The organism is Mesorhizobium sp. B2-5-11 (assembly GCF_006440835.1).
In the GTDB taxonomy this organism is placed as follows: domain Bacteria; phylum Pseudomonadota; class Alphaproteobacteria; order Rhizobiales; family Rhizobiaceae; genus Mesorhizobium.
Genome location: NZ_VFUK01000004.1, coordinates 382,754 through 408,318, shown reverse-complemented (window position 1 = coordinate 408,318; position 25,565 = coordinate 382,754). Strand labels below are relative to the sequence as shown.

25 protein-coding genes are annotated in these 25,565 nt (G+C 62.1%); 12 read left to right on the top strand and 13 right to left on the bottom strand.

Annotated features, from left to right (window positions below; all coding sequences use genetic code 11):
- From FJ490_RS15890 to FJ490_RS15875, 4 genes are all read left to right on the top strand, one after another.
- The gene (locus FJ490_RS15890) at positions 1-723 is read left to right on the top strand and encodes an ATP-binding cassette domain-containing protein (protein ID WP_140728366.1); all 723 of its coding nucleotides are present in this window, start codon (positions 1-3) and stop codon (positions 721-723) included.
- Between the two features lie 62 nt (positions 724-785).
- Complete coding sequence (locus FJ490_RS15885; RefSeq protein ID WP_224519050.1) at positions 786-1,571, top strand: extracellular solute-binding protein; 786 nt, start codon at positions 786-788, stop codon at positions 1,569-1,571.
- Between the two features lie 42 nt (positions 1,572-1,613).
- On the top strand, positions 1,614-2,741 hold the full coding sequence (locus FJ490_RS15880) for a molybdopterin-binding protein (protein ID WP_140565616.1): 1,128 nt from the start codon (positions 1,614-1,616) through the stop codon (positions 2,739-2,741).
- Between the two features lie 14 nt (positions 2,742-2,755).
- Positions 2,756-4,705 carry a molybdopterin biosynthesis protein gene (locus FJ490_RS15875; protein WP_140728367.1) on the top strand — a complete coding sequence of 650 codons (1,950 nt, stop codon included), beginning with the start codon at positions 2,756-2,758 and terminating at the stop codon, positions 4,703-4,705.
- Here FJ490_RS15875 and mobA read toward each other — a convergent pair.
- Positions 4,689-5,330, bottom strand: a complete 642-nt coding sequence (gene mobA, locus FJ490_RS15870; protein WP_181165257.1) for a molybdenum cofactor guanylyltransferase MobA — start codon at positions 5,328-5,330, stop codon at positions 4,689-4,691. The genes FJ490_RS15875 and mobA overlap by 17 nt on opposite strands.
- A complete protein-coding gene (locus FJ490_RS15865) occupies positions 5,320-6,204 on the bottom strand; it encodes a formate dehydrogenase accessory sulfurtransferase FdhD (protein WP_140499459.1) in 885 nt (294 codons plus the stop codon). Before FJ490_RS15865 ends, mobA begins: the two co-directional genes overlap by 11 nt.
- A gap of 150 nt (positions 6,205-6,354) precedes the next feature.
- Here FJ490_RS15865 and glp point away from each other — a divergent pair, with 150 nt between their 5' ends.
- From glp to fdhF, 4 genes are all read left to right on the top strand, one after another.
- A complete protein-coding gene (gene glp / locus FJ490_RS15860) occupies positions 6,355-7,611 on the top strand; it encodes a gephyrin-like molybdotransferase Glp (protein WP_140728368.1) in 1,257 nt (418 codons plus the stop codon).
- Positions 7,612-7,687: 76 nt separating this feature from the next.
- Positions 7,688-7,939 (top strand): sulfurtransferase TusA family protein, encoded by a 252-nt coding sequence (locus FJ490_RS15855; RefSeq protein WP_224624179.1) that lies wholly within the window; start codon positions 7,688-7,690, stop codon positions 7,937-7,939.
- 149 nt (positions 7,940-8,088) lie between these two features.
- A complete protein-coding gene (locus FJ490_RS15850) occupies positions 8,089-9,762 on the top strand; it encodes an NAD(P)H-dependent oxidoreductase subunit E (RefSeq protein WP_140728369.1) in 1,674 nt (557 codons plus the stop codon).
- Complete coding sequence (gene fdhF / locus FJ490_RS15845; protein ID WP_140728370.1) at positions 9,762-12,554, top strand: formate dehydrogenase subunit alpha; 2,793 nt, start codon at positions 9,762-9,764, stop codon at positions 12,552-12,554. Before FJ490_RS15850 ends, fdhF begins: the two co-directional genes overlap by 1 nt.
- Before the next feature lie 263 nt (positions 12,555-12,817).
- On the opposite strand, the gene FJ490_RS33100 is transcribed toward fdhF, so the two are convergent.
- Positions 12,818-13,192, bottom strand: coding sequence for an SH3 domain-containing protein (locus FJ490_RS33100; RefSeq protein WP_281405101.1), 375 nt, complete (start codon positions 13,190-13,192; stop codon positions 12,818-12,820).
- Positions 13,193-13,519: 327 nt separating this feature from the next.
- Positions 13,520-14,719: a D-alanyl-D-alanine carboxypeptidase gene (locus FJ490_RS15835; protein ID WP_246676746.1), complete on the bottom strand. Its 1,200-nt coding sequence runs from the start codon at positions 14,717-14,719 to the stop codon at positions 13,520-13,522.
- Between FJ490_RS15835 and FJ490_RS33095 the strand changes: the two genes are divergently transcribed.
- Positions 14,691-14,891 carry a hypothetical protein gene (locus tag FJ490_RS33095; protein ID WP_246676715.1) on the top strand — a complete coding sequence of 67 codons (201 nt, stop codon included), beginning with the start codon at positions 14,691-14,693 and terminating at the stop codon, positions 14,889-14,891. The genes FJ490_RS15835 and FJ490_RS33095 overlap by 29 nt on opposite strands.
- A 213-nt stretch (positions 14,892-15,104) precedes the next feature.
- On the opposite strand, the gene FJ490_RS15830 is transcribed toward FJ490_RS33095, so the two are convergent.
- The 8 genes from FJ490_RS15830 to FJ490_RS15795 all read right to left on the bottom strand — a co-directional run bounded on the left by FJ490_RS15830 (position 15,105) and on the right by FJ490_RS15795 (position 21,727).
- The gene (locus tag FJ490_RS15830; protein WP_140728373.1) at positions 15,105-15,797 is read right to left on the bottom strand and encodes an amino acid ABC transporter permease; all 693 of its coding nucleotides are present in this window, start codon (positions 15,795-15,797) and stop codon (positions 15,105-15,107) included.
- Positions 15,798-15,817: 20 nt separating this feature from the next.
- Positions 15,818-16,534, bottom strand: a complete 717-nt coding sequence (locus FJ490_RS15825) for an amino acid ABC transporter permease (protein ID WP_140565605.1) — start codon at positions 16,532-16,534, stop codon at positions 15,818-15,820.
- A 66-nt stretch (positions 16,535-16,600) separates the two neighbouring features.
- Positions 16,601-17,428: a transporter substrate-binding domain-containing protein gene (locus FJ490_RS15820; RefSeq protein ID WP_140565603.1), complete on the bottom strand. Its 828-nt coding sequence runs from the start codon at positions 17,426-17,428 to the stop codon at positions 16,601-16,603.
- Positions 17,429-17,452: 24 nt separating this feature from the next.
- Positions 17,453-18,193, bottom strand: a complete 741-nt coding sequence (locus FJ490_RS15815; RefSeq protein WP_140728374.1) for an amino acid ABC transporter ATP-binding protein — start codon at positions 18,191-18,193, stop codon at positions 17,453-17,455.
- Between the two features lie 57 nt (positions 18,194-18,250).
- Positions 18,251-18,814 (bottom strand): peroxidase-related enzyme, encoded by a 564-nt coding sequence (locus tag FJ490_RS15810; protein WP_140622763.1) that lies wholly within the window; start codon positions 18,812-18,814, stop codon positions 18,251-18,253.
- Positions 18,811-19,293 (bottom strand): hypothetical protein, encoded by a 483-nt coding sequence (locus FJ490_RS15805; RefSeq protein ID WP_140728375.1) that lies wholly within the window; start codon positions 19,291-19,293, stop codon positions 18,811-18,813. The genes FJ490_RS15810 and FJ490_RS15805 overlap by 4 nt, the downstream gene beginning before the upstream one ends.
- The gene (locus FJ490_RS15800; RefSeq protein WP_140728376.1) at positions 19,290-20,759 is read right to left on the bottom strand and encodes an NAD(P)/FAD-dependent oxidoreductase; all 1,470 of its coding nucleotides are present in this window, start codon (positions 20,757-20,759) and stop codon (positions 19,290-19,292) included. Before FJ490_RS15800 ends, FJ490_RS15805 begins: the two co-directional genes overlap by 4 nt.
- Complete coding sequence (locus tag FJ490_RS15795) at positions 20,756-21,727, bottom strand: LysR family transcriptional regulator (protein ID WP_140499328.1); 972 nt, start codon at positions 21,725-21,727, stop codon at positions 20,756-20,758. The genes FJ490_RS15800 and FJ490_RS15795 overlap by 4 nt, the downstream gene beginning before the upstream one ends.
- A gap of 242 nt (positions 21,728-21,969) precedes the next feature.
- Between FJ490_RS15795 and FJ490_RS15790 the strand changes: the two genes are divergently transcribed.
- From FJ490_RS15790 to FJ490_RS15780, 3 genes are all read left to right on the top strand, one after another.
- The gene (locus FJ490_RS15790; RefSeq protein ID WP_140499326.1) at positions 21,970-23,040 is read left to right on the top strand and encodes an NAD/NADP-dependent octopine/nopaline dehydrogenase family protein; all 1,071 of its coding nucleotides are present in this window, start codon (positions 21,970-21,972) and stop codon (positions 23,038-23,040) included.
- Between the two features lie 219 nt (positions 23,041-23,259).
- On the top strand, positions 23,260-23,541 hold the full coding sequence (locus tag FJ490_RS15785; protein ID WP_140499324.1) for a metal-sensing transcriptional repressor: 282 nt from the start codon (positions 23,260-23,262) through the stop codon (positions 23,539-23,541).
- Between the two features lie 10 nt (positions 23,542-23,551).
- Positions 23,552-24,880 carry a cation diffusion facilitator family transporter gene (locus tag FJ490_RS15780; protein ID WP_140565593.1) on the top strand — a complete coding sequence of 443 codons (1,329 nt, stop codon included), beginning with the start codon at positions 23,552-23,554 and terminating at the stop codon, positions 24,878-24,880.
- Between the two features lie 226 nt (positions 24,881-25,106).
- On the opposite strand, the gene FJ490_RS15775 is transcribed toward FJ490_RS15780, so the two are convergent.
- Complete coding sequence (locus FJ490_RS15775) at positions 25,107-25,544, bottom strand: Lrp/AsnC family transcriptional regulator (protein ID WP_140499320.1); 438 nt, start codon at positions 25,542-25,544, stop codon at positions 25,107-25,109.
- Positions 25,545-25,565: the final 21 nt, after the last annotated feature.

Sequence of the window (25,565 nt, the reverse complement as noted above, 5' to 3'; positions counted from 1 at the left end):
ATGCGGGCTGCTCAGAGCGATCTTCCACTTGTCCTCGATGACGTGTCGCTGGTCGCCGGTGCGACGACCATCCTGGACCGGGTGAACCTGACAATCGGGCCGCGCGCGCCGACTCTGGTCGTCGGCCCGAACGGGTCGGGCAAAACCTCCCTGCTGCGGCTCTGCATGGGGCTTGTTGCACCTTCTGCTGGAACCCTGACTTGGGGGGGACGAACGTTTTCCCCGCCGACACGGCGTGCAATCCTGTTCCAGAAGCCGGTGATGCTGCGCCGCTCGACGGCCGCGAATGTCGCCTATGCACTGGCTCAAGCCGGCTGTCCGCGCCGGCTCCGGGCCCCGCGCGTGGAGGAACTGCTCGAGCGCGTCGGTCTTCTCGATCTCGCGGCACGTCCGGCACGGCATCTCTCCGGTGGCGAGCAGCAGCGGCTGGCCCTCGCCCGGGCCCTGGCGCGCCAGCCCGAAATCCTGCTGCTCGACGAGCCGACAGCCAGCCTCGATCCGGCGGCGACGCGTTTTGTCGAGCAGATCATCATCACGGCTGCCCAATCGGGCACGAAAATCATCATGGCGTCGCACCATCTCGGCCAAGTGCGCAGGATCGCGGCAGACGTCGTCTTTCTGCTCCGGGGGCGCGTTTGCGAGCATGCCGACGCCGACGACTTCCTTGACCGCCCCGCGACCCCGCAAGCCGCTGCCTTCGTGCGCGGCGAGCTCGTGCTTTGATCAACTGGACCGAGATTGAGATGCTGACCCGCCGAATATTCTCTGCGCTTGTGGTGCTTCTGATGCTAGCAGGCGGCGCGCCTGCCCAGGACCAGTCGATAGTCGTGGCGTCGACGACCTCGACCCAGGATTCCGGCCTGTTCGATCACATCCTGCCGCTGTTCGAGAAGAAAACCGGCATCGGCGTGAAGATTGTCGCTCAGGGCACCGGCCAGGCGCTCGACACCGGTCGGCGTGGCGATGCCGACGTGGTCTTCGTCCATGCCAAGGCGCAGGAGGAGAAGTTCATCGAGGAAGGCTTCGGGGTGAAGCGCTTCGACGTGATGTACAACGACTTCGTCCTCGTTGGCCCCAAGAGCGACCCGGCGGGCGTCAGCGGGACCAAGGACATCGCAGCCGCGCTGATCGCCATCAAAGCCAAGAAGGCGGCCTTCGTGTCGCGTGGTGACAGGTCCGGCACCCATTCGGCCGAATTGGGTCTGTGGAAGACGGCCGGCATCGACATCGAGGCGGCCAGGGGCCCGTGGTACAAGGAGATCGGGCAGGGCATGGGGGCGGCGCTCAACGCCGCGGCAGCCATGAACGCCTATACGCTTTCCGATCGTGGCACTTGGCTGTCGTTCAAGAATCGTGGCGAGTTGGACATCGCCGTCGAGGGTGACAAGCGGCTGTTCAATCAGTATGGCGTGATGCTGGTGAATCCTCACAAGCATCCAAGCGTCAAAGTGGAGGCCGGCCAGCGCTTCATCGATTGGCTGATTTCTCCGGAAGGCCAGAAGGCGATCGGAGAGTACAAGATCGACGGCCAGCAGCTCTTCTTCCCGAACGCGCAGCGCGGGCGTTCCTGAAGCTGGTTGCAAACAGGCTCGCGTCTGCTTCAATATCGCGCCATGACGAGAACGTTTTCTTCGACGGGCCCGCTGACTCCCCTGGAAGCGGCGCTCGACGCGCTGCTCGATGGTGTAATGCCCGTCACCCCCCGCTTGGTGCCGCCTGAACAAGCCTTGGGCTATGTCGCTGCCGGGATGCCGCCTGTCGTGCCGGCTCAGCCTGTGCGAGACATCGCTGCCGTCGACGGCTGGGCGTGTCGCGCCCTCGACCTCATGGGGGCATCAGCCTATTCGCCCTTAGTTTTGCCGGTCGCGCCGATCTGGGTCGAGACGGGTGAGGCCATGCCTGAAGATCGCGACTGTGTGCTGCAGGCCGGCCTCGTCGATTGCAGTGGACCGATGATCCAAGCAGCAGCTGAAGCGGTGCCCGGTCAGGGTGTGCGCCGGGCGGGCGAGGATATGGCGGCGGCCCGCCCGCCAATGCTTGAGGGAAAGGCGATCGGCGTCGCCGACCTGCTGGTCGCCCGCAAAGTGGGACTGAGCCAGCTTGCCATACGGAGCCCGCGCGTGCGCGTGATCGATGTCGCTGCCGACAGCCACGAGACATTCTCCATGCGGCTCGTGGTCGAGAGCCTGAGTGCCTCGGGCGTTTCGATCGTCGGTATAGAGACCGTAGAGCGCGACGCGGCATCGATCATTGTCGCTCTTGACGGCGAGGCCTGCGATTTTCTGCTCCTGATCGGCGGTACTGGTGACGGCCACGCCGACGTGACCGCCGAGGCTCTGGCGCGGCGCGGGGTGTTGATTGGGCACGGCATTGCCTTACGGCCCGGAGGGACAACGGCAATAGGCCGGCTCGGCAAGACACCGGTGGTCGCATTGGCCGGATCGCCGCACCAAGCTTTCGCCGGGTTCCTTGCGCTTGTCCAGCCAGTCCTGGACCGCCTGTCGGGCAGATCTGAACGGCCCGGCATCATCTTGCCGCTCTCGCGGAAAATCTCATCCGCGGTCGGACTTTACGAGCTCGTTCTGCTCGGGAAGGAAAGGGACATGTGGACGCCGCTCGCGGTCGGCGACTTTTCGCTGGACGCGATGCGGCTTGCCGACGCCTGGCTTGCGGTCCCGGGCGATAGCGAAGGGTATGCCGCCGGTACGCCCGTCTCCGCCTTTCCGCTCCGCAACTTTTGATCGAGTGAGCCGCTATGACGAATTCTCCATCATCGGCCCGGCAGAACAGCGGGCAGGAGCAGTTCCTGACGATATTGTCGCGCGAAGCTGCGCTGGCTCGCTTCGAGGCAGCGCTGTTTCCCCGCCCGTTGCCGACCGAGACGCGGACGCTGGCCGACGCGCTCGGGCTGGTTCTTGCCGAGGACGTGGCGGCGCCGGTCGACGTGCCGCCCTTCGACCGCTCCAATGTCGATGGCTTCGCGGTACGTGCGGCCGATCTGGCTGCCGCCTCTGAAACCCGTCCCGTTCGGCTTGAGCTGAATGCGGAAGCGATTGCCTGCGGCACGGTTCCGCAACTCCCCGTTCTGACCGGAACCGCCACGCCCATCGCAACCGGCGGGCCGCTGCCGCGTGGCGCGGACGCCATCGTCATGGTGGAGCATACGCATCCGGTGGGGTTGAGTGCCATCGAGGTGGGGCGCGGCATCTCGCCCGGCCAGTTTGTCTCCAATGCAGGATCCGACATGGCGCGAGGAGAGGTCGTGCTGCGCACCGGAACGCAAATCGGCTCGCGCGAAATCGGCATGCTCGCCGCGTGCGGAATCGCACAAGTGGCCGTGGCGCGCAGGCCAAGCGTGGCTGTGCTCTCCACTGGCGATGAACTCGTTCAGCCAGGCGAGCCGCTGCGGGCGGCCGGCATCTATGATGCCAACGGGCCGATCATCGCTGCGGCTGTCACTGAAAATGGCGGCGAAGCGCATTTTCTCGGCGCCTTCCCGGACGACGAGGCAACGCTTGAGACGGCTATGCGCGAGGCGCTCGCCGCCCACGACGTAATGATCCTGTCGGGCGGCACGTCCAAAGGGGCAGGGGATGTCACGCATCGCATTATCGGCCGACTGGGCAAACCCGGCATCATCGCCCACGGCGTGGCGCTGAAGCCCGGAAAGCCGCTTTGCCTGGCGGTGTGCAGGGGCAAGCCGGTCATCGTCCTGCCGGGATTTCCCACCTCGGCCATGTTCACCTTCCATGACATGGTGGTACCCGCCCTGCGGCGCATGGCGGGGCTGCCGCCGCGCGTCGATGCTCAGATCACCGCAAGCCTTCCGTTGCGGGTTCCTTCAGAACTCGGACGGACCGAATTCGCGATGGTCTCCCTTGTGCAAGGGCAGGGAGGATTGACGGCCTATCCGACTGGTAAGGGCTCGGGAGCGATAACATCCTTTACCCAGGCGGATGGCTTCATCCGCATCGAGGCCCTGGCCGATCACGTGCCTGCCGGTGCCGACGTAGCGGTGACGCTGTTCACGCCGCGGGTCCGCGTTCCCGACCTCGTCGTCATCGGCAGTCATTGTGTCGGCCTCGATCTGGTCGTTGGCGAACTTTCGCGTCGCGGGATTTCGGTGCGCTCGCTGTCTGTGGGAAGCCTGGGCGGTCTTGCGGCGGCCAAGCGCGGCGAGTGCGATTTCGCTCCCATCCATCTCTTCGACCCGAAGACGCGGAACTACAACGCGCCCTTCCTCGGTGACGGTCTCGAACTCGTGCCAGGCTGGCGCCGCATGCAAGGTTTGGTGTTCCGCCGAGGGGACGAGCGCTTCGAGGGCCTCGGCGCGGAGGATGCGGTCCGTGCCGCGCTCGCCGATCCCGATTGCATGATGGTCAACCGCAACCAAGGCTCGGGAACGCGTATCCTGATCGACCAACTCCTCGGCGCGGAACGCCCGGACGGCTACTGGAACCAACCGCGCACACACAATGCCGTGGCCGCGGCGGTGACGCAGAACCGCGCCGACTGGGGCGTCACCATCGCGCCGGTCGCGCGTGCGGCTGGGCTCGGTCTTATCCCGCTGACCGAAGAGCACTACGACTTCGCGCTGGTTTGCGCGCGAAAGGATCGGCCTGCGGTGCACGCGTTCCTCGAAGTTCTCCAGACCGACGTGGTGCATTCGGCGCTGGAGCATGCGGGGTTCAGCCGGCCGGGTTAGCGTCGAGCAACGCGGCCAGCCGCTCGGCTTCGGCGAGGTCCTCGACCGTGTTGGCGTTGAAGAACGGGTCCACGGGCTCTGCCGGCCAGGATACGGTGGCAAGGCCGTAGCGGGTGGTCCACCGGTCGATCTTGCGCAGGCCCTCGTTGGTCAACGCATGCCGCAATTCGTCCCGCAGGGCGACTTTCCAGAGCCCGATGACCGGATGCGCCTGACCACCGGATGCCGCCACCGCCAAATCCGCCCCCTCGGTCATGCGCGCCCGCTGGAGGCGTGCAACGAGGTCGCGCGGCAGGAAAGGACAATCACCGGCGGCGCTGACCATCCACTCGACGTCGGGCCTGTTGTCCGCCGTCCAATCGAGCGCGGCGAGCATGCCGGCGAGCGGCCCCGGATAACCCTCGATCGTGTCGGCGACGACGGGCAGGCCAAAACGGGCGAAACGAACGGGGTCGCCATTGGCATTAAGCACGAGCCCGTCGCATTGCGGTCCCAGCCGTTCGATGACATGCTCGAGCATCGTGCGTCCGCCGATCACGCGCGTCGGCTTGTCCCCGCCGCCCATGCGCCGACCCAGACCGCCGGCGAGCACGACGCCCAGCGTCATGGGCCGCTCAGTCGTCATGCTCGGCACCCTTGCGGCGGTGGCGCGGCGCTTCCTCATCGACCGAAGCGATATCCTGGTCGAAGACGATCCGCTCCTGGCCTGAAAGTGCGGTGAAGCGCTTGCCGCGCGCCCGACCGACCAGCGTCAGCCCCACTTGGCGGGCCAGCGCCACGCCCCAGGCGGTGAAGCCGGAACGTGAAACCAGGATGGGAATGCCCATCCGAACCGTCTTGATCGTCATCTCGGAGGTCAGCCTCCCGGTCGTGTACATGATCTTGTCCCCCGGATCGATGGCGTGGCGGTACATCCAGCCGGCGATCTTGTCGACAGCGTTATGGCGGCCGACGTCTTCCATATAGCAGATTGGCGTGCCCTTCCTGCAAAGGACGCAGCCATGGATGGCGCCTGCTTCCAGATAGAGCGACGGCGTGGTGTTGATTTTGTGCGTCAGCTCGTAGAGCCAGGAGGTGCGAAGCTCAGCGGGCGGGAGCGTGATGTCCTCGATCGCCTCCAGCACGTCGCCGAAGGCAGTGCCTTGGGCGCAACCCGAAGTCTGCGTTCGCTTTCTGAGCTTCTGCTCGTAGTCGGTGTTGCGCTCGGTGCGAACGACCACGACCTGGAGGTCCTCGTCATACTCGACGTCCGTCACCACATCGGTGGGCAGAAGCATGTTCTGGTTCAGCAGATAGCCGAGCGCAAGATATTCAGGGTAGTCGTTGACCGTCATCATCGTGACGATCTCCTGAGCGTTGAGATAGAGCGTCAGGGCACGTTCGATCGGTACGCGGACCTCTACCGCCGCGCCTGTATGGTCGACGCCCGCAACCAGCTCCGTCAGCCGTTGGTCTTGCGGATCGGGTGTGATGATAGCGTGTTCCGGTTGGCGTAGCATCAAAGGCATGGCAGTCTCCTGACGTCGTATTCTGGCTCGCGCCTGCGCTAGCTTGCCGTATCTTACAGGCTGTTCAACCGAAGCTGATTAAAAAAAGCCGGATTGATGCGATTACGAAGAAGCCGACACGCTCGTAGAGTGGGAATATAAATGGCGCAAATCTCGGATGACTGCTTCGCTTTCGGCGGACAGATGCGGCCCATCGACGAGACTGCCGCGCTGATCGCCTCGAAACTCAGCGCCGTAGAGGAGGTCGAGACGGTCCCGCTCTTGCTGGCGGATGGGCGCGTCCTGGCAAAAGAGATGGTAGCATCGCTGGCGCTGCCGCCCTTCACCAATTCCGCGGTCGACGGCTACGCCGTGCGAGGGGCAGACCTGCCGCAGACCGTCGAGACGGCGTTCGCCGTTGCCGGGAGGGTTCAGGCCGGCATGGCGGCGAATGAACCTGTGCGGCCGGGCCAGACGGTACGCATCTTCACTGGCGCTCCAATGCCCGACGGGGTCGACACGGTGTTCATGCAGGAAGACGTGAGCATCGACGGCTCCGGCAGGATCCTTCTCCCGCCCGGCCTGAAAAAGGGTGCCAATGTACGCCCTGCGGGTGAAGATGTCGCATTGGGCGAGGCCGTCCTCCCGGCGGGCCACCGGATGCGGCCGCAAGATATCGCGCTCGCCGCCGCATTGGGGTTCACCGAACTCCAGGTAAGGCGCAGGATACGCGTCGCAGTGTTCTCGACCGGGGACGAAATCGTCGCGCCGGGAGACATGCGCGGACCGGCGCAGCTTTTCGACTCCAACCGTTTCATGCTGACGGCGATGCTCGCTCGACTCTGCTGCGACATCACCGATCTCGGTATCCTCGTGGATGACAGCAGACTGATCGCTGAAAAGCTGAGCGAAGCGGCATTGAGCCATGACCTGATCCTGACTTCGGGCGGTGTGTCGACGGGCGAGGCAGATTGCGTGAAGGCCGCCGTCGAGAGTGCCGGAACCCTGGTGTTCTGGCGCGTCGCGATCAAGCCTGGCCGGCCGGTCGCCATGGGGGTGATCGATGGAACCCCGCTGATCGGACTTCCTGGCAATCCGGTGGCGAGCTTCGTCACCTTCGCGCATATTGCCCGCCCGGCAATCCTCGCCCTTGCGGGGGCCCTCCAGCCACCGCCGACCCCGATCGCTATGCGGGCCGCCTTTTCCTATAGCAAAAAGCAGGGACGGCGCGAGTATGTGCGAGCAAGCGTACGCGCGGCCGAGGATGGATGCTACGAAGCGACGAAGTTTCCCAGGGAAGGCGCAGGACTGTTGTCATCCCTGGTCGCGACCGACGGTCTCGTCGAGTTGGGAGAGGAGATAGTCCGTGTCGAGCCAGGTCACACGGTCCAGTTCCTCCCCTATTCCAGTCTTATGTGAGCGCCGTCGGATCGCGTCCTCGAAACGAGAGCCGGAACCCAGGCTCGATTGACGCGGCCAGGTCCCGTCGGGCATCATGCCGACCATGATAACCACGACGAAGTTGGATCTGACCGGGCTTAAGTGCCCTTTGCCAGCACTGAAGACTCGTAAGGCGCTGAAAGCCTTGAAGCCAGGCGAGCGGCTCGAGGTTCACTGCACGGACCCGCTGGCGGTCATTGATATCCCCAATCTGCTCAACGAGATGGGCGAGCGACTTGAAGCGACGGAACGCGACGGCGATCGCGTCGTGTTCATGATCGAAAAGACGCAGCCCGCGACGATGTGACGAGTTGCACCCCGTCGGCGGCGGCCCCAAGATTTGCGAGGCAATGCTTGCGCTGGTCGTGCAGGGGACATGTCGTGCCTCATAGTCGACATCCTGGTCCGCGGGGTATCGTTAAGAGGTAAGGGCGTTTCACTCGGGGAGGTGAGCACATGACGATCCAGGAACGACGGCCGCGTGATCGCGGACCAAAGGGCAGGCCGCTGGATGACGCCGCGCTCGCCGAGGTCCAGGCGCTCTTGGGCGCGCGCCAGCGACGGCGCGACTTGCTGATCGAATTCCTTCATCTGATCCAGGACCGATATGGCTGCCTGTCGGCGCGGCATTTGCGGGCGCTGGCGCAAGACATGCGCTTGTCGCAGGCCGAGATCTACGAGGTGGCGACCTTCTATGACCATTTCGACGTTGTGAAGGAAGGCGAGACGCCGCCTGCGCCGTTGACAATCCGCGTGTGCGATTCAGTGAGTTGCATGCTGGCGGGCGCCGACACGCTCCTGGCTGAATTGCAAGCGGGCGCCGATCCAGCGGCGATCAGGGTCATGCGCGCGCCCTGCATGGGCCGTTGCGCTGGCGCGCCTGCCGCGCGTATCGGTCATCGCGAGGTCGACCAGGCAACCGCCGAGGGCCTGAGGCGCATGGCCGCGGCAGCGGAGACCGGTGTGAACGTGCCCGATTATGTCGGGCTGGAGGCGTATCGGCAGGCGGGCGGCTACCAGCTTTTGCAGCGGGTACGGATTGGGGCGCTGACCACGGACGAGCTCATCGCCACCGTGGGCGATGCGGGCTTGAGGGGTCTGGGCGGTGCGGGTTTTCCCGCTGGCAAGAAGTGGCAGTTCGTGCGCTCCTATCCGGGCCCGCGTCTGATGTCGATCAATGGCGACGAGGGTGAGCCCGGCACCTTCAAGGACCGCATCTATCTCGAGCGAGATCCGCACCGTGCCTTTGAGGGTGCATTGATCGCGGCGCACGCCGTCGAGGCGGAACGGATCTATCTTTACATGCGTGACGAATACCCTGCGGTGCTCGCCATTCTTCGTCAGGAGATCGCCGCGCTCGAGGCCACCGGCATCGTCAAGCCGGGCTTCATCGAGCTCCGCCGCGGCGCTGGCGCGTATATCTGCGGCGAGGAGAGTGCGATGCTGGAAAGCATCGAGGGCAAGCGCGGCATGCCGCGCCACCGCCCCCCCTACATCGCCGAGGTCGGCCTGTTCGGACGACCGACGCTCAACCATAATGTCGAGACGCTCTGGTGGATCCGCGACATCGTCGAAAAGGGCGCGCAATGGTTCGCTGCGCAGGGCAGGCCCGGCCACCCTGGCATCCGCTCATGGTCCGTATCCGGCCGGGTGAAAAATCCCGGCGTCAAGCTGGCGCCGGCCGGCGTCACGGTACGCGAATTGATCGACGACTATTGCGGCGGCATGGCGGACGGTCATGAGTTCAAGGCCTATTTGCCGGGTGGCGCCTCAGGCGGCATCCTGCCAGCAGCACTGGGGGACATTCCGCTCGATTTCGGCGGCGATCTGGCCAAGCAGGGCGCCTTCGTCGGCTCCCATGCTATAGTCGTGTTCTCGCGGGCCGACAATATAAAGCAGGTCACGCTCAACCTCATGAAATTCTTCAAACATGAGAGCTGCGGGAAGTGCACGCCTTGTCGCGAGGGAACCGAAAAGTTGGTGGCTATCTTGCAGGAGCAGGGCCCGATGCCGGAAGATAAGATTCGCGACCTCGAAGCCGTGATGCGCGATTCGTCGATCTGCGGCCTGGGCCAGGCGGCGCCCAATCCGATCAACCATCTGCTGACGCATTTCCGGAGTGACCTCTGATGGCCGAGAGCGTGGTATTCACCCTCAATGGGCAAACCGTGAGCGCCGCCCCCGGCGAGACTATCTGGGATGTCGCCAAGCGCCAGGGAACAAAGATTCCGCACCTGTGCCATGTCGACATGCCGGGCTATCGTCCCGACGGCAATTGCCGCGCCTGCATGGTCGACATCGAAGGCGAGCGCGTGCTGGCTGCCTCCTGCGTTCGCCAGCCTTCCGCCGGCATGGTCGTGAAAACCGATACCGAACGCGCCCGCAAATCGCGCGAGATGGTATTCGAGCTCCTCGCAAGCAACATGCGACCGGCGAGCGACGGTCCAGACAACCAGTCGGCATTCTGGCAATGGGCCGGTTCGATGGGGATTTCGGGCGGCCGATACCGTTCCAAGTTCACCGAGGAGGGGCTAGCGCCAGAATTCGACATCACCAATCCGGCCATTGCCGTCAATCTCGACGCGTGCATCACCTGCGGCGCTTGCGTGCGCGCCTGCCGCGAGGTGCAGGTCAACGACGTGATCGGCATGGCCGAGCGCGGCAATCACTCGATTCCTGTCTTCGATATGCACGATCCGATGGGCCTGTCGACCTGCGTCACCTGTGGCGAATGCGTCCAGGCTTGCCCGACTGGTGCGCTCTACGAGAAATCGCTGATGGACGAGACCGGCAAGACGCGTGTCGTCCAGGCGTTCGACAAGGTCGTCGATACGGTTTGCCCGTTTTGCGGCGTTGGCTGCCAGACGCAGGTCGCCGTCAAGGACAATAAAATCGTCCAGGTTGACGGCCGTAACGGTCCGGCGAACGAGAACCGGCTCTGCGTCAAGGGGCGCTTTGGCTTCGACTATGTGATGTCGCCCGAACGGCTGACGAAGCCGCTGATCCGTCGCGACGACGCGCCGAAGGCCGGCGACATTGATCTGCGCAATGTCGACCCGCTGACAGTGTTCCGCGAGGCCAGCTGGGAAGAGGCGCTGGAGCGCGCTGCCAGCGGGCTGAAACGCATCCGCGACCAGCATGGTGGCAAGGCGCTGGCTGGCTTCGGCTCGGCAAAGGGGTCGAATGAGGAGGCCTATCTCTTCCAGAAATTCGTCCGGCAGGGTTTCGGCACCAACAATATCGACCACTGCACCCGGCTCTGCCACGCCTCTTCCGTGGCCGCTCTGATGGAGGGCGTCGGCTCTGGCGCGGTCTCGGCGCCTTTCATGGACGCCATGAAGGCCGAATGCGTGATCATCATCGGGGCGCGGCCGGCGACAAACCATCCAGTGGCCGCCACCTATTTCAAGCAAGCGGCAAAGCGCGGCACCAAGCTGATCGTGATGGATCCGCGCGGCCAGGAACTGATGCGCCACGCCAGCTATGCGCTGCGCTTCAAGCCGGGCAGCGACGTGGCGATGCTCAACGCGCTGCTGCACGTCATCATAGAAGAGAGGCTCTATGACGAGCAGTACATCCAGGCCAATGTCTCCGGCTTCGAGGCATTGAAGGCCAAGGTGAAGGATTTTTCGCCCGAGGCGATGGCTCCCGTCTGCGGCATCGAGGCCGGTGTACTGCGCGAGGTGGCGCGCACCTATGCCAAGGCGGAGCGCTCGATGATTTTTTGGGGCATGGGCATTTCGCAGCACACCCACGGCACGGACAATTCGCGCTGCCTGATCGCGCTGGCGCTGATCACGGGGCATGTCGGGCGCGCCGGCACAGGCCTGCATCCGCTGCGCGGCCAGAACAATGTCCAGGGCGCCTCGGACGCGGGCCTCATCCCGATGTATTTCCCCGACTACAAATCGGTGGAGAATGCCGATATCCGCGGCCAGTACGAGAATTTCTGGGGCCAGACGCTCGACCCCAAACGCGGCTTGACCGTCGTCGAGATCGTCGACGCGATCCATGACGGCGAGATCCGGGGCATGTACATCATGGGCGAGAACCCGGCCATGTCCGATCCCGACCAGAGCCATGCGCGCGCCGCACTCGCCAAGCTAGAGCATCTGGTTGTTCAGGACATCTTCCTGACCGAAACAGCGTGGCATGCCGACGTGGTGCTCCCTGCCTCCGCGCATGCTGAGAAGCTCGGCACTTACACCAATACCAATCGGCAGGTGCAGATCGGCCGGCCGGCCGTCAACCTGCCGGGCGAGGCGCGGCAGGATCTCGATCTCATCATCGAGCTTGCCAGCCGCATGGGGCTGGACTGGAACTACAGGCACGTTTCGGACGTCTTCGGCGAAATGGCGCAAGTAATGCCGTCGCTGAAGCACATTTCCTGGGAGCGCATCGAACGCGAGGAGTCCGTCGTCTATCCTGCCGATGGTCCTGATGTTCCTGGCAACGAGATCGTCTTCACCACCGGGTTTCCGACCGCGGATGGCCGCGGGCGCATCGTGCCCGCCGACCTCCTGCCTCCCGACGAGGTGCCCGACGACGAATATCCTCTGGTGCTAACCACTGGTCGCTTGCTGGAGCACTGGCACACGGGCGCCATGACACGCCGCGCCGGGGTGCTCAACGCGATCGAGCCCTACGGCATTGCTGCAATGAATCCCTACGAGATCAAGCGCCGCGGCCTTGCGCAGGGAGACGTGATCAACGTGGAGACGCGGCGCGGCATTGTCGAAGCCATTCTGCGGGCCGATCGAGAGGTCGCCGATGGCATGGTGTTCATGCCGTTCTGCTTTAACGAGAGCCCGGCCAACATGCTTACCAATCCTATGCTCGATCCTTACGGCAAGATCCCCGAGTTCAAATATTGTGCCGCGCGGATCGTGCCGGCATCGAGATCGGTCGAAGCTGCCGAATGACGTTTGGAAACTGCCCGCGGAGGTGGTGTTGGGCGACGGCTGACTTGAGGAAGTCCATTGTCCGACGGCCGCCGGAATAGTCGGGCAGGCCCTCGCGAAGGCTTGCGACAGGTGGGAGGGGCTCTGTCGGCGGCCAGATGTCAGCCATAGTTGTGCGGAACGCCTTCAACTCGGCGTTTTTCTCGCGAGGTTTGATTTGGCTGAAGGCGACGCGAGATGCGATCACCGGCCGACCAGCAGCAGCCTTCCGACGAGTGCTGCTGTTAGAGTATATCGTTAGGATAGATGCCCCAAAGGCGGGTTTGCCTGACGAAGCCTGCCAGCGAATTGACCGCGACCCTGCACCATTGGCCGTCGCAGCGCACCAGTTCGACAATTACTTCCGGCGCCAGCCATGCGGTGACGAGGCTGGAAACCGAAGGCTTCCCGCGCAGCGCGATCTTGTCCTTGCTCCATGGGGCGGTTACAGCGGTCCTTCGCCCCGAAAGAAGCGGACCGAAGACCCAGCCGGATGTTCCCTGCCAGTCTCGCACGCGCCGCCAGTTTCCATATTCCTGGTAGATTTCAAGCGGAATCCTGGGCCGGACATAAACCCATTCGACGTCATATTGGGTGCCCGGTCCGACCCGCATATTCACAGGAGAACTCTTCAACGACGCGAAGCGCGGCAAGGCAATCCCATTGGCGGCAGCTTGAGGGCCGGCCTTTGTGACAGTTGCAACACATAGTGCAGCGATGAGGCAACAACGAAGGACGCTACCCGTGACGAAAAAACCGCAACCGGTGTCTTGATAAGTCGACGAGACGACGTTGCTCCGAGGCGCACAACCGCGGCGTCTCACAGCGAAGCCCCATGCGAAGGATCGAAGAGGGCTCGAGGACATCTTTCGATATTGCCGCATGGTCCTAGTGAGACGACGTCGGGAGAGGCGAGTTGCAGCGTTCGCATGGGCGTTCGGTCCCACCTACCGAGTGAGCGCGTAGCAATCGATGTTTTTGAGCGCCAGTCGCCCGCAAGCGCGCCACGCTTCCGACTTGTTGTCGAAGCCGGCATATCTGGCGCGGTAGTACACATCGCCACCTTTTTCGAATGCCTCGGTAAAAGCAGAAGTGTTCGAAAGCAGTTTTGGTGCTTCGCGAGCCGCGAGTGAAAGGATTTCACGAGCTGCGGCCTTGCTTGGCATCGATCCAATCTGGATGATCCATTGACCTTCGTGGGTGGAAGCGGTGCTGATCGGATCGATGGCATCGGCAGACAGGGCCTGCTCCCTGGGCACATCGCCCATCGCCTCGGCGGCGATAGCGGCTCGGGAATCGGCCACCTGAGCCGGCTTCCACGTCGGAGTGGGCACCGATGCGTTCGAAACCGCGGAGGCGACCAATGCGCTTTCTCCGCCACGATCGATCCTGAACCGGTCCGGACCGTTGGAAGCCTTAGCCAGATAGCGGCTGATGAGACGCTTCATGCGTGCATCTCGGCTCCTGACCGTATGTCCGCCCATCACCACCGCGACGATGCTGCGGCCCTGCGCCTCGACGGAAGAAACCAGGTTGAAGCCCGAGGCATTCGTGTATCCCGTTTTGATCCCATCCACGCCCTTCACCCGGCCGAGCAGATGGTTGTGATTGCCGAAGCGCCGACCTTTGTATTTGAAGGATCGGGTGTTGAAGTAGGAATAATAGCCAGGGTGATGATCCCTGAGCGCCAGGCCAAGGCGTGCCATGTCGCGCGCCGTGGTCTTCTGGGCTGTGTCGGGCAGTCCGTTAGCGTTCCTGAACGTGGTGGAGGTCATTCCTAACTGTCGTGCTTTTTGCGTCATGAGACGTGCGAAGCCGGCCTCCGACCCGACGAGGAACTCGCCAATGGCCGTCGCGGCATCGTTGGCGGACTTCGTTACCAGGGCCAATATGACCTGTTCGACGGTGATCGTTTGACCCTGCTTCAGTCCGAGCTTGGAGGGCGCCTCGTTGGCGGCATTGGCCGATACCGGTATTGCCGTGCCTTTCGAGATCCTGCCGCTCTCGAGGGCGTCGAAGATGAGGTAGAGCGTCATCATCTTGGTGAGAGATGCTGGATAGCGCGGAGCATCCGCATGATCCCTGTAGAGGGTCTTGCCGGTCTTGGCATCGATGACAATGGCTGAAAATCTGGAATTGGCCTGCACGGCGGAAGCAAAGGCGGCGCAAAACACGATGACGACCGAGATCCTCAAGGCGAATTTCAACAATGACGCCGGCAAGGCGACAAGCTTCTCCAATATCAGATACATCCGCCCGCCCGTCGCCGCTCCGTGTAAAATGTGGCCGGGCGAGCCGGCCATCGGATCACGAAGCTAGGCAGGCACCGTTACCAATTGGTTATCGCATTCTTAACGAGAGGCCTCAAATTGTCTCGGCTCTATCCCTCGATTCCGCACCAGATAAGGTCGGCCGCCGTGACGGTTCGCGGAACGCCGCACGGCTCGAGGCGCGCATCGATTGCGGCATCGACTACCAGGATGCTTCTGCGGAAGACAAGTCGATCTTGCTAGAACATTCTATTCCACATCCTCAGGTCCGTACCCTAAGCGCTTGCTCCATCCTGTCGGCGATCTGTGTGACGATATAGGCAATCACCATGTAGATCACGACGGCAATCACGAAGGCTTCGAGATAGTAGAAATTCAACGCGGCGGTCAGTTGTGATTGCGCGAAGATATCGACAACCTCGATGGCGAATCCGAGTGAAAGCGCCTTCATGATAACCATCATCGAGGTTGTCAGATCGGGAATTGCTGTCAGGGCGACCTGGGGAGATAGCACCCGTCGAAACAGTTGGCCCCTCGTATAGCCAAGCGAATAGGCTGCGTCTGCCTGACCGGTGTCAAAGGCGTTGAGGGCTCCCTTGATAATCTCGGCCTGGAACGCCGCGACACAGCCGGTCACCGCAATGACAAGGATAACCCAATTGGGCGTTTGGTGGGCGTTGAAGTCTATGCCAACCAATGAAAACAGAAACTGAAGCGCGGGGGGAAGACCGAAATAGGCGAGGAAGATCACGATCACCATCGGAACGCCCTTGAAGACGACCTTGTAGGCCATGACGAGCTCTCGCAGTGCGGGAATCCGTCTATATTCCACAAGCGCAAACAGGCTGCCGACCATCGTCGAGAGCACGAAGATCGTGAGGGCCATTGCAAGCGTTACGGGTACGGCGCCCAGAATTTCCCGCGAGTCCTGGAGCAGGATATCGGTCTCAAACATGGTCAAATACCCTTGTTAGGTCACACGCTCGCGATCAGTGTGTTCTTGATCTGAGCAGATGTCGTAGCCTCCGGTGCCTGCATCGGGGAACGAAGCTCGAAGAAGCGGACGATGAGCCATGCGATCAGGCACATCACCGAATAGATGACCGCCAGCACGAGATAGGTTTCGAACTGGTACTGATTATAGTCGCGCTCCATGATCAAATGCGCGGTCGCCATGACATCCGCCGCCCCGATGTACATCACCAGCGCAACGTTATGGATCAGGTAGATGACGGAGTTCCCGTAGCCCGGCAATGCGAAGTGCACTGCTTGTGGCCCGATGACGCGCGTGATTTTCTGGCGAAAGGTATATCCAAGACTGTCTGCCGCATCATGCTGGCCGCGATCGACGGCCAGATATGCAGGTCGCAGGACTTCTGACAGGTAGCCGCCGTGATAAAAACTCAACGCCACCATCGCGGCGATCGTCGGCGAGAAAAAATCTTCGGAGCCGAACAGGATTACCAGCAAGGGAAGCCCGTAAAACGCAACGAACAATTGGAGGACGACGGGAACACTCCGGGCATAGGATACGTAGAGATCCGCCAGGTGACTGATCACTGGCACCCTGCGGACCCGGAGTGTTGTCGCAAGGAGAGCTAGGCAGAGCCCAGCAATGAGGGCCGTAAAAGTGATGGCCAGCGTCAGCGGCAACGCCGAGAGCAACTCGGGAATCATAGCAGAAACGTCCACTTGGAACACTCCTTCTTGCAGTTCTGCCTCAACGCCGGCTATCCAGATGCAGCTAAGGACGCCTTGTTACTTCATGTACTTCACGATGTCCTCGCCGAACCACTTCTGCGAGAGCTTGTCGATCGTGCCGTCGTCCTTCAGTTCCTTGAGCACCTTGTTGACGTCCTCGGCCAGGATCTTGTTTTCCGCTGACCGGTGAATCAGCATGTACGTGTTGTTGCTGTAGACCGGATCCGATGCGACGATATCGAGCTTCTTGTTGTCGATGACCGCCTGCTCACCGAGGTTAGACGGTAGAACCAATGCGTCGAACTTGCCGTTCTGAACTTCATCCAGGCGGTTCGGGTAGGGGATCCCGGCGCTCGATGCCGTGACGTCGAGCTTGTATTGCGGATTCTCTTTCTGCCAGTTCATGATGAACTTGTAGGTTCCGCCACCGGCCGTGGTCGGAACGATCCTCTTGCCGACCAGGTCCTTCATTTCCTTTATGCCGCTGTCTTTCTTGCTATAGATTTTCATCAGACTGGCGCCCATCGGGTTCTCTGGAATGATGAATTGCTTCTCTCGCTCGGGCGACTTGTAGTAGCCACCTACGGCGATGTCGTACTTCCCGGTGGCAAGGCCGGTTTCCTGGGCGATATCAGAGACACCTTCCATTTCGAACTTGTATTGCGGCAGCTTCGCATTGATCGCCCTCAGAAGATCGGGCTCATAGCCTTGCGGTTCGACGCCGATGGCCCCCCAGGCCAGCGGCTTGGATTCGGCAGACGTCGCGATCTTGATCGTCCGGACGGCCTGACCATAGCTGGTCCCCGCGGTTGCAAGGGCAATTGCGATGCCACCAGCGACGGCCAGGACATAGCGGCGGGAAAAACCGGATGTGATTGCAGACATTTCTTGGGTTCCCTTCTTGTTGAGCTATTGAAAAGCGAGTTCTGACTGCAGGAATTGAGCCAGTCGTGGACTGGAAGGCGCGTCGAAGATTTCAGCCGGATTGCCGTCGGCGGCAACCACGCCACGGTCCATGAAAACGATCCGGTTCGAGATGTTCTTTGCGAATTGCATCTCGTGGGTCACAAGCAGCGACGTGATCCCTGACGACGTGACATCCTTGATCACCTTCAAAACTTCACCGACAAGTTCAGGGTCCAGCGATGACGTAGGCTCATCGAAGAGGATGACGTCAGGACGCACCGCCAGCGCGCGTGCGATGCCGGTGCGCTGGAGCTGGCCGCCCGAGAGCTGGGATGGATAGCTGTCTCGCTTCGACGAGAGACCGACCCGATCGAGCTCTCTGAGCGCGATTTCCCGCGCCTCTTCCCTGGATTTGCGCTGCACCACAACGAGCGGATCCATCACGTTCTGGAGGACCGTCATGTTCTTGAAGACGTTGAACTGCTGAAAGACCATCGCCGTCCTCAACCGGATCGCCTGGACAGCGGCCTTGTCGGAACGCTGGTAGTCCATCCGAATCTGATCGAACGCGATGGTTCCTGACGACGGCTTGGCCAGGTAGTTGATGCATTTCAGCAGCGTGGTCTTGCCGGTGCCACTGGGGCCGATGATCGACACCACGTCACCCCGCTTTACCGAGAGATTGACGCCGTTCAGGACCTGCGTGCTTCCGTAAGACAGCTTTATATCTTTGAGTTCAAGCATTGCTGGTTGGCCCTTCGGAAAGTGTGGGACGGACTGGCTTGACCGGATGCAACGTCATCACCCGCTCTCCGCATGGCCCAAGACGTGCATCAGCCGGTTTGCCCAGCCGAAGATCGCTATGGCGTGGACGAGGTCGATGATCTCGGCATCATTCATGCCGACTGATCGCAGCGAGGCGACGTCGTCTGCCGTCGCTTCCGACGGCGCCGCCGACAGGCGGCGGGCAAAGTTGTAGACTGCCGCATCGCGCGACCCAAGCTTTTCAGGTTTGTCGAGATACAGCGCCGTGACCACTTCATCGCTCTTGGTCAGCTCTGCATGCCGGCGGGCGTGAACGACGGCACAGAATTTGCAGCCATTGACGATCGAGGCACCCAGTGCGCCAAGCTCGCGGTCGGGACGGGCAAGCCCGCCCTCGACGTACATGATCGCGTTGAACAACACCGTGCGGGCAAGATAGCTCTCGGGATCATGCACAAGGGTGCGCACATATTCCGAAACTTTCTTGGCCGACGGCGTAACCTTCATTGCTTCGAGCTGTTCCGGCGTTGCCTCCGATAGCTCGACCGGTGCGATATAGGGATGCCAATTCAGCGGCTTCAGGCGCACCGAGGAAATCATGCCCGCCTCATCAATCGCAAGCCGGTCGCGACCCGGGTCTGGAAGTTGATGAAGGCAATCAATTCGGAGAGTGCAACAATCTGGGGGTTGTCCAATCCGGCTTGGGCGAGCAGGGCAATGTGGCTCGCCTCCGCCTTTTTCGGCGTCAGGGTGATCAGGTCAACATGTCGGGCGATGGTCGCCAGGGGTTCATTCAAACCCGTTTCTCCCCAGGCCAAGGACAGAAGCTGCTCCGTGGGACCAAGCTGAGCCAGTTGCACGTCATATTCGGCCATCAGGACGGGATCGGCGTTCAGAGCTGCCATGCGACGGGCCAGAGCGACCCGCAAATTCGGTGCCAGCCCCTGATCGTTTGCCGGCTGCAGGACGGAGAGGCGACATTCCTCGGCCCCTCGCACAAATTCGGGCCGAAACCGCCGTGCAGCGAAAAGGGCATCGTCCGGTGAAAGACCTGCAGCCTTGTCCATTGCGTCGATCACAGTGCGGCCTCCTTATGCAACAAGGGTGTTGAATCGACCCATTCGTCGCCCAGAAGTTCCGGGGTGTCATAGGCGATCAGATTGGCGAAGTGGGTTTCGACGTCTTCGGCGAACAGCGACGCGGCAATGCCGCGGACCAGACGGTCGGCACCGGCGCTGACGGCCGGGATATCGCCGGAGACCTTACCATGGGTCAGCATGGCGGCGTCGTTGAAGCAGTGGACATGCGCCAGCATCGGGCAGGAACCGGGGACGCGCTCGCGGAATTCGAAGGCGGGGCCGAGATCCGGTGCCTCCAACATGCCTGCGCGCGGCGGCCCCATGTCCGGCGTATATCGACCATCCGACCAGGTGCGAATGTGTGGGGCGAGGGCAGCGAATTCCGGGCGACCACTGAAGTCATTTGAAAAGCCGGTCGCAGCGATCATGAAATCGTAGCGCATCGGTCCTTGCGTGGTTTCGACCAGAAGGCCTCCGGCATCTTCCTTTACCGCGACCACGCCGCAGTCGAGAAAGAAGCGGGCATTCGCATGACGAGACACGCGAAGCGTCGATGAACGCGGCGGCGGCGTCTGGGTCGAGGCGGTGTAGTCGAAGAATCTCCACTTCCAGGCGTCAGGCAAATGATACATGCCGAGGATGACACCCTGGCTGCCGATCCCGGTCAGCTTGTTGATGCGCGGCATTTCCTTGCGCCGGATCAACATGTCGACTGAACCGGCGCCCGCCTCGAGCGCCGTCGCGGCATTGTCCATCGAAGAGGCACCGGCGCCGATAACCGCCACACGCTTGCCCTTCAGTGCATCGAAATCGATATCGTCGGCAGAATGGGCCCAATAGGAGCGATCGATGCCCCTGAGGAAATCGGGCACGGCAAAACCGCCGAGACCGGACCGACCGGTGGCTAGAACGAGACGACGGGTGAGAACCCGGCCGGTTTCCGCGCCCTCGACATCGATCGCAATCAGATCGCCAACGGCTGCAACGCCTGTCATGCGCACGCTGTTGCGCACTGGCAGACCAAGCACGTTCCGGTACCAGACCAGGTAGTCCATCCACTGGCCCTTGGGGATTTTGTCCAGCGACCGCCATGCCTCGACGCCCCATTGTGCCGTGAACCAGGCGCGGAATGTCAGTTGCGGCAGACCGAGCGACGGACCGTGCAGCGTTTTCGGCGACCGGAGCGTTTGCATGCGGGCAAACGTTATCCATGGCCCTTCGAAGCCGGCCGGAGCCGCGTCATAGGCGACGACATTGGTTATCCCCGTCAGCACCAGCTTTGCGGTGGCAGCAAGTCCGCACATGCCGGCGCCGATCACCACGACGTCACGGACCGGCACCCCATCGCGCGAGCGCGCGGGGACCCATGGCTTGGCGGGTAGTTCGAGGACATCGAGATCCTGAGCAAGTTGTGCTTCGAGCGCGGCAAGACCTCTCGGGGGGAGCGAACTGGGGGTGTGCTTCATATTCCCGTTCCGTGATTTGTGCCGGAGGCGGGGTCGGCCACCAATTGCCCGGCCAGGGTCGGATCGAGTTTCTTGAAGCCGACGATCGACCGTTCAGCCACCGCCTCGACCGCATCCACCAACGCCTGCGCGACTGGACGAAGGGGGCGTTTTTCGCCAGCCACAACACCCCAATAAAAGAGGACGGTTACATCGATCGGGCGAATGACGACCCCAGGCAAGCCCACGCCATAGGCGGTGAGGGGATCGATGACAGCCGCAACACCGGTCCGGCGTACGATCTGCAACGCGCCATAGGCGGTATTCGTGCGGATTACTGGCCCGGTGTCGATGCCCCTGGCCGCCAGTGCCTTGGAGACATGCAACTGGAAACGCAGCGGGTTGAGCAACGTGGCGACGCGGCGGCCGGCAAAAGCGGAAAGCGGTATGACATCTAGTTCGGCCAGCGGATCATCCTCCCGCACGGCAGCAACATCAGGCGCCGAATAGAGCCGCAGGACATCCAGACCGGGCGTATCGAGCGGCAGGCTTGAAAACCCGACCTCGGCACGTCCGCTGCGCACTTCCTGAGCGACGGTCGAGGGAAGGAACTGCCCGAGATGCGTCTCGTGCGGAAGCTCGGCACCTTGGAGTTCAGCCAAGGCCGTGGGGATCAAGCCGGTGCCGATCGCGGAGGTGGTGACGATCTGCAGGATTCGCCCTCTGCCGGCGGCGATCATCTTGGCCCGCGCTGCGAGTTCGGTGAAGGACATCAGCAGGCGTCGTGCTTCCTCCTCGAACGCGACTCCTTCTTCAGACAACTGCACCCGTCGACCGATCCGATGCAGCAATTCGAAGCCAAGTTCGGCCTCGAGCTCCTGAATGGTGCGCGTCACCGCAGGCTGGGAACGCCCGAGCATGTCAGCCGCCCTGGTGATACTGCCGCTGGCAGCAACCGCAAGGAAGGTCTGAAGGTCCCGGGTTTCCATGTTTCTCCTACATGCGTAATCCGTATGATTGACATCGTCTCATTCGTTTTTGATATATGTCAAGTGGAAACGAATGTTCGTTACGGGCTTTGTGCATATGCCGGCCTCAGCGCCAGAATCCGGGTCGGAGGCGGACAGGGACGTCAGACGCGGCTCCAGCTTGCGAAGCCTCCTGAAGAAAAGAATTCAGGTGACGGCGGCAAGGATTCTCGAACCACAAAGCCTGCGACAGGAGGAATATTATGCGCGTGAGTATTCTGGGCGCCGGAGCAATTGCTTATGGCCTTGCCGCCTATTTGGCAGGATCGGGGCATTCGCCAATGCTTTGGTCACCGTCGGGGCAGCGCACCAAGGGGTTGGCTACCGGCGAATTGTTGAAAGCGACGGGGGACATCGCGGCGACGGTACCGGTGCGCATCGCCAAGGATTGCAAGGATGCCATCGCCAACGCGGACGTGGTGGTGATTGCACTTCCGGCTTACGGCCACAGGATGGTGATGGATGCTGCCGCCCCCCATCTGATCGATGGAATCCCGGTCATCATCAGTTCGCATTGTTCGTTCGGGGCACTGTATCTCTCCAGGCGGTTGGCGGAGCGCAAGGTCAGCTTGCCGATCGTCCTGTGGGGCACAACACTGTTGACCGGGCGGCAACTCGGGCCAACCGAGGTCCATGTCACCACCATTCGCCAGAAGCTTGATGTCGCGACGCTGCCTTTCAAAGCTCAGGATGAAGGATACGGATTTTGCACGAGCCTATTTGGTGATCGTTTTGTCAAGCGCGACGGCATGCTTGCGATCGCGCTCAGCAACCTCAATCCGCAAAACCACTTGGGAATTGCCCTCCTCAACTTGACACGCATGGAAAAAGCCGAGCAATGGAGCCAGGGGGGAAACGTCACCCCTGCCGCTGGCCGCCTTATCGAGGCTCTGGATGCCGAACGGCTAGCCATCGCGGCCCATTTTGGTATCGCGGTTCGCACCGTCCAGGAGCATTTTTCATTGTCGTTTCATGTTCCGAAGGGAACCGTTTCGGAGATGAACCAGGAGATGGATCGTCAAGGCCGTGGCGGCTTTGGTCCGACAACAATCGAAAGCCGCTACATTCTCGAGGATGTTCCGTTTGGACTGCTGCCGACCGTATTGTTGGGTAAGATCACCGAGAAACCGGCGACGCTCCACGAGTCTGGAGTTTCGATATTATCGGCGGCTTACGGTCGCGATCTCAAGGGAGATAACGATATTCTTCCCGCGCTCGGCCTCGAGGGAATAGCAAAGGCGGATCTTGAAAACCTTTGCCGCACGGGGTTTTGAGTGCGCCCGCAGCCGATACGGCATGATCACATTTAGGGGCGCCGCGCTACGTCATCGCGTCGGTGCATTTTAACAGTGGTGCGCAGCGTCAGGGCGATGTCGCTGGCGCCGCGATCGCCAGAACCAGCCATGCAACCGTCGAAAGTAGCGTTCGGGACGCCGCGGGGAATCGAGCATCCTGAATTGACAATATCCCCTCCGGGGGGATAGCACTTCAGAATGAAAGAGCGTCCCCACATTCACGAGACCCATCCCGACATCGTCAAACGGCTGAAGCGGGCCGACGGTCATCTGAGGGGCGTTATTGAGATGATCGAAGCAGGCCGGCCTTGCCTTGACATTGCCCAGCAGCTTCATGCCGTCGAAAGGGCTGTTTCCCAGGCCAAGAAGACGCTCATCCAGGATCACCTAAACCACTGCCTGGAAGATGTCGTGGGGCCGCTGCCGCGTGAGCAGCGCCGCTCGATCGATGAATTCAAGGACATCACCAAATACTTGTGAGACACGCTCCATGATGGACGGCATTCGCGGCTGGTTCGGCTTCGGCCCGGCAGCTCAAGGCTTCGGCGGGCATGGCCATGACCATGGCGAGGGCGGACACGGCCACACGCATGGCGTGGTCGATCCCACAATCGCGACGACCACACGCGGCATCTGGGCGATCAAATGGTCGTTCGTGCTGCTAGCCCTCACAGCGGTGCTGCAACTGGTCATCGTATTCCTCTCGGGCAGCGTGGCGCTGCTTGCCGACACCATCCACAATGTCGGCGACGCGGTCACCGCCATCCCGCTGTGGATCGCCTTCATGCTGGCGCGGCGCAAGCCCAGCAAGACCTTCACCTACGGCCTTGGCCGGGTCGAGGACCTGGCCGGCATCATCATCGTCCTGATTATCCTCTTCAGTGCCATCGTCGCCGGCTATGAGGCGATCGACAGGTTGATCCATCCCCAAGCCATCAGCTTCCTCGGCTGGGTTGCCGCCGCCGGCCTCGTCGGTTTCCTGGGCAATGAGGCTGTCGCGGTATTCCGCATCCGCGTCGGCCGCGAGATAAACAGCGCGGCCCTGATCGCCGACGGCTATCACGCCCGCACCGATGGCTTCACCAGCCTTGCGGTGGTGCTTGGCGCGGCCGGCGTCTGGCTAGGCTTCCCGCTCGCGGACCCGATCATCGGCCTTTTGATCACTGTGGCTGTCCTCGCCATCGTCTGGCAGTCCTCAAAGGCGGTGCTGACACGCATGCTGGATGGCGTCGAGCCGGGCATCGTCGAGGAAATCCATCATGCGGCTGAACATGTGAGGGGCATCCAACGGGTCGCCCAGGTGCGGGCGCGCTGGATCGGCCACAGGCTGCATGCGGATATCGCCATCAAGGTGGCCGAGACAGCGAGCGCAAAGGATGTGGTCGGCATCGCGGAGGCTTTGAGAGGGGAGCTGTTCGACCACCTGCCGGCGCTCTCGGAGGCGAACATCCGTCTGGAAGGCGAAGGCGGATCCGTGGCGGGCGGTTCGGCCCACGCCGATCATGCGCCGGAGCCTTTCAAGGTCGTCAGCGACCTGGCAACGGGAACGCTCGAAATCGTCGATACGCCCGCTGGCGAGCGCTTGCGTCTCACCATCGACAGCCATGCCGACGATCTGGGGGCGACCGTGATCATCGACCGGTCCGAAGGTCCCGAGACGCTTTCGCTCGGGCCTGTCGCCGGCAATCACCACCGCCGTGAAAGCAGCGTCGCCCCCGCCGAGCCGCACGAGTTCGAGGCGAGGCTGATCCTGACCTCTAAGGGCAAGCAACAGGTCCTGCCGTTCAAGATGGTTGAGCCGGAAGGCCACCAACACTAGGACGGGGCAGACTTGCGCGACTTGACGCGTTCGCTCAATCGGTGTCGCGTGACGCGGGTCGATGACAGATCTCGCCGCTCACGCAGCTCTGTTCTTCTCAGCAAGGTCCGCCCCCGCTGGAGGTTGCCACAGGTTGGCCAAGTCCGAGCTCATTTAGGGTTGCGCCGCACAACGGTGCAGGAGCAGCACTGCCGGTTTGGCCAGCTAGGCTATTCGCAGACAGCGATCAAAGCCGCGCCTTGGTGCTCCGGGGTGTCGCCAACAACAGGCTGGTCTCGCTGCCGGTGATGCCGGGGATCAGGCGGATGCGCCGCAGCACGGCGTCGAATTCGGTCAGTGTCTGTGTCCCCAGTTCTATCACCAGGTCCCAGCGGCCGTTGGTGGTATGGATCGTCGAAACCTCCGAGAAGCCGCCAAGAGCGCGGATCACACGATCGGCGGCATGCCCTTCGATTTCCACCATCATGATGCCGCGTACACGCTGGTCGACGGCATCGGCTCGCAGGATGACGGTATAACCGATGATCGCACCGGCTTTTTCAAGGCGCTCTATGCGAGACCTGACCGTTGCCCGCGAGACGCTGACATCCATGGCAAGGTCCGAGATGCTGCGCCGCGCGTCATGCCGCAAAAGCGTGATGAGCTGTTCGTCAAGCTGATCCATGGCTCAGAATGCAATCGAATC